This window comes from Vicinamibacteria bacterium (assembly GCA_035620555.1).
Classification (GTDB): domain Bacteria; phylum Acidobacteriota; class Vicinamibacteria; order Marinacidobacterales; family SMYC01; genus DASPGQ01.
The window spans coordinates 1-8,369 of sequence record DASPGQ010000684.1; the positions used below are offsets into that span (position 1 = coordinate 1).

An 8,369-nucleotide genomic window follows, 5' to 3' on the forward strand; every position below is an offset into this window, starting at 1 on the left:
CTTCGATTTCCGGATCCCCTTTCGTTTTGAGAAGGCGCTCGAGCCTCGTCTTGAGTCGAGCGAGCGGTGTGCGAAGATCGTGAGCGACGGCGTCCGAGACGCGGCGCACCCCTTCGACGAGTTTCTCGAGCTCATCCAGCATTTGGTTCAGGCGAACCGCCAGATCCTCGATGTCGTCACCGGTGGGCTCGATGGCGATGCGACGGTTCAAGTTTCCTGACATGACCTCGGCAATGGCTTCGTTGATCTCGGAGATGCGCCTCAGGCGGCTCCGGCTCACGACCAGCCCTCCCGCGAAAGCGAGAGCGAGGGTCAGAGCCACGCTCCAGGCCATCGTGCGCAGGAGGAGCGAGCGAACCGACTGGAGCTCGTACATGTCGCGACCGACGAGCAGCCGGAACCCCTCCGCGAGAAGAAAGGGCTTCGCCCGAGCCCGATGACCCGGTGAGCGGAGATCGAAGTTCAGAAAACCGCTTTCGTCGGAAACGGCATCGGCGGCGGTAGGCCAGCGGCTCAGGTTGCCGACCAGCGGGTTGAATCCGGCATCGGTGAGCAGATAGATCGAGGACCCCGCCGGGCTCCGGTCGAGCCGTTGCCGAATGAGGGACGTGAGACCGGAAAGACCCGTCAGACGATAGCGCTCGGCGAGACCTTGAATCTCGGCCTCGATGGTCTCGTCCGCCTGCTGCTGCATGTAACGCGTTGTCGCCAGGTACACGAAGGCGAGAATCGCCAGCGCCGAAGCCGCGAAGAGCGTTCCGTAGGCCAGCGCCAGGCGAAACGAAGAGCTACGAAGAAGAGTCTTCGGGTACACGGAGAACGTATCCCACACCGCGAATGGTGTGAATCAAAGGTGAGTCGAAATCCTTTTCGATCTTTCCCCGTAGCCGGCTCACGTGCACGTCGATGACGTTCGTCTGGGGGTCGAAATGGTAGTCCCAGACCTGCTCTAATAGCATCGTACGGGTCACCACCTGGCCACTGTGGCGCATCAGGTACTCAAGGAGACGAAACTCCCTGGGTTTCAGCTCGATGGTGCGGCCGGCACGCTTGACGCGCCGGGCCAGCAGATCCATTTCCAGATCCCCGACCACGAGCCTGGTAGTCGCGGGCTCGCTCTCGCCTCGACGAACGAGCGCCTCGAGCCGGGCCAGTAGCTCGGAAAAAGCAAACGGCTTGACGAGATAGTCGTCTCCACCGCGACGCAACCCGTTCACCCGATCGTCGACCTCGCCCAGTGCGCTCAGGATGAGTATCGGTGTCTTTCTTCCCTCGCTCCGGAGAGTCTGAACGATCGTTAGACCGTCCAGTCCGGGAAGCATACGATCGACGACGAGCGCGTCGTAGGAGCGTTCGAGGGCGAGAAAGAGCCCTTCTCTTCCCTCTTCGGCTTTGTCGACGATGTGTCCGCTCTCCTCGAGTCCTTGGACGATAAAATCGAGCGTGTCGCGATCGTCGTCGATGACCAGAATGCGCATGGAAGCAAGAAGCGAGGCGCTTTCAATCTTAGTGGTCGCTCGCCTCCTCGGCTCGCTCCTGGCGCGCGCTCCTCGCGCGCGCCCACGGCCGAATTCCCTCGCTTCCACGCCTTCGCTCCTCGCTTCGGCGCGACGCGATTCCTCTCGGCCGGCGGCCCTGACGGGCCGATCCTCCATCGAGGCTTAGAGTACGCCTCGCTTTGGAGTCGATCAAGTTGTCACGCGAAGGGAACCGCGACGAATAGGGCCCCATCTCCGCGCAGGATGCGAAAGAGCACGTTCTCCTGTCCATGGGAGCGGGCCTTCTCGATCTCCGCCCGGGCTTCGTCCACCGATCGGACGGGGATGTTGCCGACCCCCACGATGATGTCGAAGGCCCGAATCCCGCTCTCGGCCGCGGGGCTCCTCGGTTCCACTCCAGCGATCAGAACGCCGTCATGTGGAGATCCGTTCGGTACCGGAGCGAGAGAGAGTCCGAGCCGGCCTGCGGGAGAACCGGACTCACGGAGCTCGCCCGAACCGTCGCCCAACGTGGCATGCACGGTCTTTCGTTCACCTTTCCGGAGAATCTCGATGGCGACCTCCGCGCGCGGCCCACGCTCGGCGATCAGGCGCGTCACGGTCTTGAGAGTTTCGATCTCCTGTCCGTCCACGCTCACGATGACGTCTCCGGGCGAGAGGCCCGCTTTGGCGGCTGGGCTCCCGGGGGTGACGTCCGCCACCAGCGCTCCACGGGCCTTCTCGAGCCCCAGCGCCTTGGCGATCGGTTCATCCACCGGCTGTATCGTCACCCCCAGCCAGCCCCGCGTGACGTGACCTGAGCTCTTGAGCTCGGCGATGACGGACTCCGCCAGCTTGGATGGGATCGCGAAGCCGATTCCGACGTTGCCCCCGTTCGGCGAGTAGATCGCCGTATTGACCCCGATGACGCGACCGGAAACGTCGAACAGCGGACCACCACTGTTCCCCTGGTTGATGGGTGCGTCGATCTGGAAGAAGTCGTCGTAGGGTCCCGACTGGATGTCCCGTCCCCTTGCGGAGATGATGCCTACCGTTGCGCTTCCCCCGAGACCGAAGGGGTTCCCGATCGCGATAATCCAGTCGCCGACGCGGGCGCTTTCGGAATCCCCGAAGCGGGCGTAGGGAAGCTCCTCTTTGGCGGTCACTTTGAGAAGTGCTAGATCCGTCTTTTCGTCGGTGCCCACGAGCTCCGCCGGAAGCCGAGTCCCGTCGTTGAGCGTGACCGTGATCTCGGACGCGTTATCGACCACGTGGTTGTTCGTGACCACATAGCCTTCCGGGTCGACCACGAAACCGGATCCCATTCCACGAAAGACAGGCCCTGGGCCTCGGTCCCGCGAGCTCTGCCGGTCGAAGAAACGGCGAAGGAAATCCTCGAGCTCGTCGAACGGGACGTCGTTACCCGCTCCGATGCGCCCGGCGACCGAGATGTTGACCACCGCCGGCTGGACCCTCTCGATGACGTCCGCGAATCCCACGGTAGCCGCGCCTTCGGAAACGGCGTTTCCGTCGACGGGCCCGCTCGCATGCGCGGGAAGTGCGGCGGGAGCGAGCTGCCAAAAACCCCATGCTGCCACGACCGCGGCAGCGAGCATTACATAGATCCTTTGCGCCTTCATGTTCTGCCTCCTCCGTCCGAGTGTAGGCAGAGGGCTTTGAACGGATCCTTGCCGGAAGATTAACTGTTGTTCATGTCGACGCCCCTCACTCGATGAACCCCGCCTTGCGCATCTCCTTGGCGGCGGCGGTAGTCAACTCCTGAATGAACTCCTTCACTTTCGACGGATTCGTCGTTTTGCTCCGCCCCGCCCAGAGCAGTTTGTCATCCTCGACGGAGTAGACGAGGGTCTCGACGTGGACGATGGTGTCGGTGCGGAGGTAGCCCGGATCGTAGACCATTGGCCAGCCGTAGCCCCAGTAACCCCAGAACGACCCGTAATAGGCACCCGAGTACCAGGATGTTCCCGGTGAGTACGAGACCTCCTGCTCGCTCGAGACCGCTCGCATCACGACGGCGCCCTGGATGTTCGCTTCACGAAGCTTTCTCTTGGCGTCCTCGACGTTGGCGGTGTCGTTCTCGCCGCTCACGAGTAGGTATCCGGCAGTTCCCTGAGCACCTCGCTTCGAGATCTCTCGCGCGAGTGTGTCTTCGGCTACCCTTCGGGTTCCCTCGTCCTTGCTCAATACGATGGCGGCGACTCTCTTTCCCTTGAAGTCGATGGGACCGTCCAGGGGCTCTTTCCACGTGGATACGAAGCCGGTGGAGCTACATCCTGAAAGGGCGGTGACTCCAACGAGGAGCACGATATACGGGGTCGATTTCATTGATTCCTCCGGGCCACATTCTACACGCGGGACCGCCCGGGGCCAGGGCGGTCCCAGTGGAAGCTCGTTCACGCTCGCGAATCATGCCCAGAAGCGTCATGATTCCCGGGCTTTGGACCGGATCGCGACACCCAGAGCGCCCACAGTAAGCCGGGCGCGAGAACCACGGCGGCAAGGAACCCAAGGAGTTGGCTCAGACTCAAGAGGCCCGAGTCGAGCGCCAATCCGCCCATCGCCGCGCTCGTGGCCATGGCGAGGGTGAGCAAGGCGTACTCGGTCGAGAACACCCGCCCGCGAACCTTCTCGGGAACGGTCTGCAGCAGGAGCTGCGTCGACAAGACCCACAGCGTGCCGCCGCCGGCCGCTCTGACGAAAGCGCCGGCAAGGGCCCAGTGGAGGCTTGCGAGAGGCGCCATCAAAGCGAGACCCATCGACATCGTGACGTAACAGAGAACCATCGCGACCCTCATGGGTCGGTCGGAATCTCCGGTGATGGAACGAGTCACGATGGGACCGACGCCGGAACCGAATCCGATCGCGGCATAGAGAAGCCCGAGGCCGATGCCGCCTCCTTCTCCGATGACGAAGACGTCTTTGGCGATGGCCACCTGGGTCACTTCGTACGCGCCGGCCACGAAGAAAGTAAGCGCGCCCTTGTGCAATGCGATGACCAGGACGTCACGATGAGCAAGAAGATAGCGAAGTCCTTCTCCATACTCCTTTAGCGCGCCTCGGACGTTGCTCTTCCCGAGAGCTCGACGTGGCTTTTGGTAACGGACCTTGATGATGAAGAAGGCCGAAATCAGAAACGTGACCGAGTCGATCACGAACGCGGGATACAGGCCGAATCCACCGGCGACGAGACCTCCTGCCCCGGCTCCCACGGCGAGCATGACCGACCAGGTGGTCGCCGTCAGTGCGTTGGCCGCGCCGAGCTCAGGAGGTGAAACGATGTCGGGAAGGATAGCGTTTCGCGTGGGGAAAAAGACACCGTGCATCGCCAGCTGGACTGCCGTCAAGACGTAGAGAAGCCAGAGATGCTCGGGGCGCCTCACGAAGAGAAAACCGAGCACTACGGCCGCGCGCACGAAATCGGTGAGTAACAGGAGCTTGCGACGATCGTACCGATCGGCGGCGACCCCGGCGAGAGGGCTTACGGCAAAGGGGGCCAGCATGCGAACGGCGAAGAGGCCTCCGACCGCGAGTCCCGAGTGGGTTAACGAGGCGACGAGTGAAGCGGACGCGATGAGGTTGAACCAGTCGCCAAACAGGCTCACGATCTGTCCGAACCAGAGATTTCGAAAGTCCTGATTTTCGTGAACGAGCTTCCAGTATCCCGTTGTCATTTTCGATGGTAACGGGAGCCCGAACGGAGCGCACTCGTCAGAAGGAAGGGCACCAGAAGCCGATTCTACGATAGCGGCGCGCTTCCGCGAATACGCAGGCCGAGGTCAGGATTGAGAATGCCGGATCGGGGCTAACGTCCGCGCAGGACCTCACGGGCCTTCTGGATCTCGCCGTTCTGCTCTAGAAAGGCGGCGAGCTCGTGGTGGGTCTGTCGATTATCCGGATCGAGCTCGATGGCGCGGCGAAAATGCGTTACCGCCGCCTCGGTGCAGCTCGGGTTTTCGGATAGCCAGTTGGCGAGCACGCGGTGGTAATGGGCCTTGTCGGGGTCGAGCCGAAGCGCTTCGTTGATCGCGGCGATGGCATCGAAGTACTCCCCGGTCTGCCACGAGCGATTCGCCTCGATGTAGTAAAGCTCCGCTTTCTGCCCCTTCTCCGCTCCGTTCTTGGCGGGAGGAGCGACGACCGTCCTCGCTCCCAGCGTCGTCGCGGCGACGGTCGACTCCGTCGAGCTCCCCGATAGAGATCGATCGTAAAGACGCCTCTTCTGCGGATCCGAGAGCACGCGGTAGGCCTCGACCACCTTTCTGCGAACCTCGCCAATCTGATCTTCGATGTCGCCGACTTTCTCACTCAGTGAGAGACTGGGCGTGATCGACCTGAGCACTTCCTCGTAAGCATCTTGAATCGCTCTGAGCGACGCTCCGAAGCTCAAGCCCAGCCGGTCGTAATAGTTTCCGAACCTCATCGCCGCTTGGCGAACGATGATACTGTCGCGGAACTGCTTTTCGTCTTCCGACGTGACCGCCACTTTCGGCTCGGTCTCTTCTCGGGCAAGGGGAATCGGCTCGGCCCGCTCCACTACCCCTGCCAGCAGGAGCGCATAGATACGACGCAGCGCTTCCTCTTCCCCCAGAGGCGAATCGGAAACGATATCCAGTATCGTCGTGTGCGCGTTGACCCGTGACAGGATGAAACCGTCTTCGTGGGTGATCGGTATGCCGAGTCGGGTCCCTTCGGTGAGACGCAGCGCGCCGCTCGGTGGTCCGACCCCGGCACGGATTGCCTTGAGGTCGCTGATTCGCCTCGTGCCTTCGAAGATCACTTCCGCGGTGTGGATCTCGAGAGAGAGGTCCTCGGGCAGCGGTTGGTCCTTGGGCTCGAAACGATACTCGCCCGACGACCAGGTGAATACGGAGTAGATGATGTCCTTGATCTGTGACGCCACCCAGCGTTGCATCTCGAGTGGGCTAATCCAGCCCCACTCGACGATGGTCTTGCCCAGGCGCTCGTGCGAGCGAGCCATCACGCGAATCGCGAGCTCCAGCACCGAGCGCTTGATCTTGCCGGCACGCACCAGCCGTTCGCCGAGCCGCTCGTTCTCGAGGCTCGTTGCCGCGAAGACGATCTCGCCTCGCCTGAAAAAGATGCATTTTTCGGCCGCGCCGTTCTCGAGGTGCAGAATCCCGCTCGCCCCGGCGCGGCAGAGGTCGCGTACGACGGCTGGAAGTGTCGCGATCCCGATGTGGCCTTCACACGTTTCCAACATGATTCGCGTGGACAATCTGCAAAGGGTAGGCCAACGCGCCGCCGTCGTCTTCCCGGTCAACCGCCCGAGATCCTGGGACTTGGCACGATGGCGAAGCCGCCTGCGGCGGCTCGACGTCGTGAAATCCCCACGGTTTCCCGAAAATCCCCACGCCCGTCGGGAGCCCCGAGCTCAGCGGTCTCCCTCGGCCCGGCGGATTACGTCTTTCAGGAGCAGCGCCTCGGGCTCGAGGCCGGCTTCTCCGCCTCGGCCCGGCGACTTGTCTCTCAGAAGCTCGAAGAACGCCAGAGCTCGCTGAGCGGCAGCGAGCAGATCGGGGGCGACCGAAATCAGGCGGGCGTTGGCCTCGTCGGTTACGCCGTACTTCAAGCCGTCATGACTCCCGCCGGCCACGACGATCTCCTCGTCGGCTCCGATGATCCAGGCACCGCCGTCGTCGTCGACTCCGCCGGTTCCGTCCTCGAATCCGACGCGCCATGGACCAGGGGTATAAGCTGACATGGTGCACCTCTCGCGCGAGTTACGACTTCTCGATAAACCAGGGTAGCAGATTCCCCCAGGGAATAACCCGGCCCAGTTGTGGTCATGAAGACTCGTCCTTTAGAATCGAATCTCGAGAACCTTTGTGGATCCAGGTAGGAGGGATATGACTGAACAAGCTCCCAATGTGCCGTCGACTTCGAGTGGAGGCCTAGAAATGAACGTCGCCGCCGCGCTCGGCTACGTGCCGATCGTGGCGATCATCTGGCTCTTGCTCGAGCCATATAGCAAGGATCGCTTCGTCCGGTTCCATGCGATTCAGTCGCTTGCGCTCGCCGTCGCGAGTATGGGGGTGAGCATCGTTCTCGCGATGATACCGATCCTGGGCTGGATCGCGCTCTTGTTCTTGCCTTTCGTCGTATTCGCCCTGGCGATCTTCTGCGCGGTCAAAGCTTACCAGAAGGAGAGTTTCAAGCTTCCGGTGCTGGGGGATTTCGCCGAGAAGCAGCTGGGCGCTTCGTAGCTGCCTTCAGAGGGGCCACGCTGCCTGTAGTCAGGGAAGCTGGACCAGCGCAGTTGAAGAGCCACGGTAGGTATCGACTCCGCGGCTCTCAGTAATGTTAGACTGGTTGGTACACTAACAATCCGTCGGAGCGAGGACGCGCAGGCACGGGGACTGCCGTCTCGTGGTCGTGAGGTATCTCAGATGAGAGTAGGAAGACGCGTCGTGTGCGGATGGCTCGTTCTCCTCGGTTCCTGTTGGCCGGCTCACGCAAGCGCTCTCGCGGGGACGGAGCCCGCGCCGCCGCGGCTCGCGGCCTGCTTCGCTCCGGGCACCCCGCCAGAAGTGATCGAGGCATTCGCCACGCGACTCGCCGCGTCGTCGCCGACGAGCTCGCTGCAGGTCCCGCCGGACATGGGTCCACCGGCATTCACTTTCGATGACGTCGACCGCTGGGAACAGACCGCCACGAATCCCTGCTGTTTGACCCAGGGCGATCCGACGACGATCACGTGGAGCATCGTTCCCGACGGCACCCCCATTCATGGCTACAACATGGAGCCCGCTTCCAACAGCAATCTCCGCGCGTTCCTGAACGGCATCTACGGCAATCAGGGCGTGTGGCTCCCGATCTTCCAGCAAGTCTTCGATCGCTGGGGGGAGCTCA

The 8,369-nt window shown here is 62.4% G+C and carries 9 protein-coding genes; 2 read left to right on the forward strand and 7 right to left on the reverse strand.

Annotated elements, in window-relative coordinates; translation table 11 throughout:
- The 7 genes from VEK15_27675 to VEK15_27705 all read right to left on the reverse strand — a co-directional run.
- Positions 1-814: HAMP domain-containing protein (locus VEK15_27675; protein HXV64508.1), on the reverse strand; the 814-nt coding region annotated here is incomplete at its 3' end.
- Positions 789-1,478 (reverse strand): response regulator transcription factor, encoded by a 690-nt coding sequence (locus VEK15_27680; GenBank protein ID HXV64509.1) that lies wholly within the window; start codon positions 1,476-1,478, stop codon positions 789-791. The genes VEK15_27675 and VEK15_27680, both read right to left, overlap by 26 nt.
- Positions 1,479-1,696: 218 nt before the next feature.
- Positions 1,697-3,118 (reverse strand): Do family serine endopeptidase, encoded by a 1,422-nt coding sequence (locus tag VEK15_27685; protein HXV64510.1) that lies wholly within the window; start codon positions 3,116-3,118, stop codon positions 1,697-1,699.
- Between the two features lie 85 nt (positions 3,119-3,203).
- Complete coding sequence (locus VEK15_27690; GenBank protein ID HXV64511.1) at positions 3,204-3,824, reverse strand: hypothetical protein; 621 nt, start codon at positions 3,822-3,824, stop codon at positions 3,204-3,206.
- 68 nt (positions 3,825-3,892) lie between these two features.
- Positions 3,893-5,170, reverse strand: coding sequence for an MFS transporter (locus tag VEK15_27695; protein ID HXV64512.1), 1,278 nt, complete (start codon positions 5,168-5,170; stop codon positions 3,893-3,895).
- 131 nt (positions 5,171-5,301) lie between these two features.
- Positions 5,302-6,720 carry a DUF4388 domain-containing protein gene (locus tag VEK15_27700; GenBank protein HXV64513.1) on the reverse strand — a complete coding sequence of 473 codons (1,419 nt, stop codon included), beginning with the start codon at positions 6,718-6,720 and terminating at the stop codon, positions 5,302-5,304.
- 171 nt (positions 6,721-6,891) lie between these two features.
- Positions 6,892-7,221 carry a hypothetical protein gene (locus VEK15_27705; protein ID HXV64514.1) on the reverse strand — a complete coding sequence of 110 codons (330 nt, stop codon included), beginning with the start codon at positions 7,219-7,221 and terminating at the stop codon, positions 6,892-6,894.
- 196 nt (positions 7,222-7,417) lie between these two features.
- Between VEK15_27705 and VEK15_27710 the strand changes: the two genes are divergently transcribed.
- The gene (locus VEK15_27710) at positions 7,418-7,723 is read left to right on the forward strand and encodes a DUF4870 domain-containing protein (GenBank protein HXV64515.1); all 306 of its coding nucleotides are present in this window, start codon (positions 7,418-7,420) and stop codon (positions 7,721-7,723) included.
- Between the two features lie 183 nt (positions 7,724-7,906).
- Positions 7,907-8,369, forward strand: a 463-nt coding sequence (locus tag VEK15_27715) for a hypothetical protein (GenBank protein ID HXV64516.1), incomplete at its 3' end; no start/stop codon positions are given.

Coding starts and splice junctions, on each gene's coding strand:
- VEK15_27700 (HXV64513.1), bottom strand. CDS start 6,720: ATGTTGGAAACGTGTGAAGGCCACATCGGGATCGCGACACTTCCAGCC.
- VEK15_27680 (HXV64509.1), bottom strand. CDS start 1,478: ATGCGCATTCTGGTCATCGACGACGATCGCGACACGCTCGATTTTATC.
- VEK15_27690 (HXV64511.1), bottom strand. CDS start 3,824: ATGAAATCGACCCCGTATATCGTGCTCCTCGTTGGAGTCACCGCCCTT.
- VEK15_27685 (HXV64510.1), bottom strand. CDS start 3,118: ATGAAGGCGCAAAGGATCTATGTAATGCTCGCTGCCGCGGTCGTGGCA.
- VEK15_27710 (HXV64515.1), top strand. CDS start 7,418: ATGAACGTCGCCGCCGCGCTCGGCTACGTGCCGATCGTGGCGATCATC.
- VEK15_27695 (HXV64512.1), bottom strand. CDS start 5,170: ATGACAACGGGATACTGGAAGCTCGTTCACGAAAATCAGGACTTTCGA.
- VEK15_27705 (HXV64514.1), bottom strand. CDS start 7,221: ATGTCAGCTTATACCCCTGGTCCATGGCGCGTCGGATTCGAGGACGGA.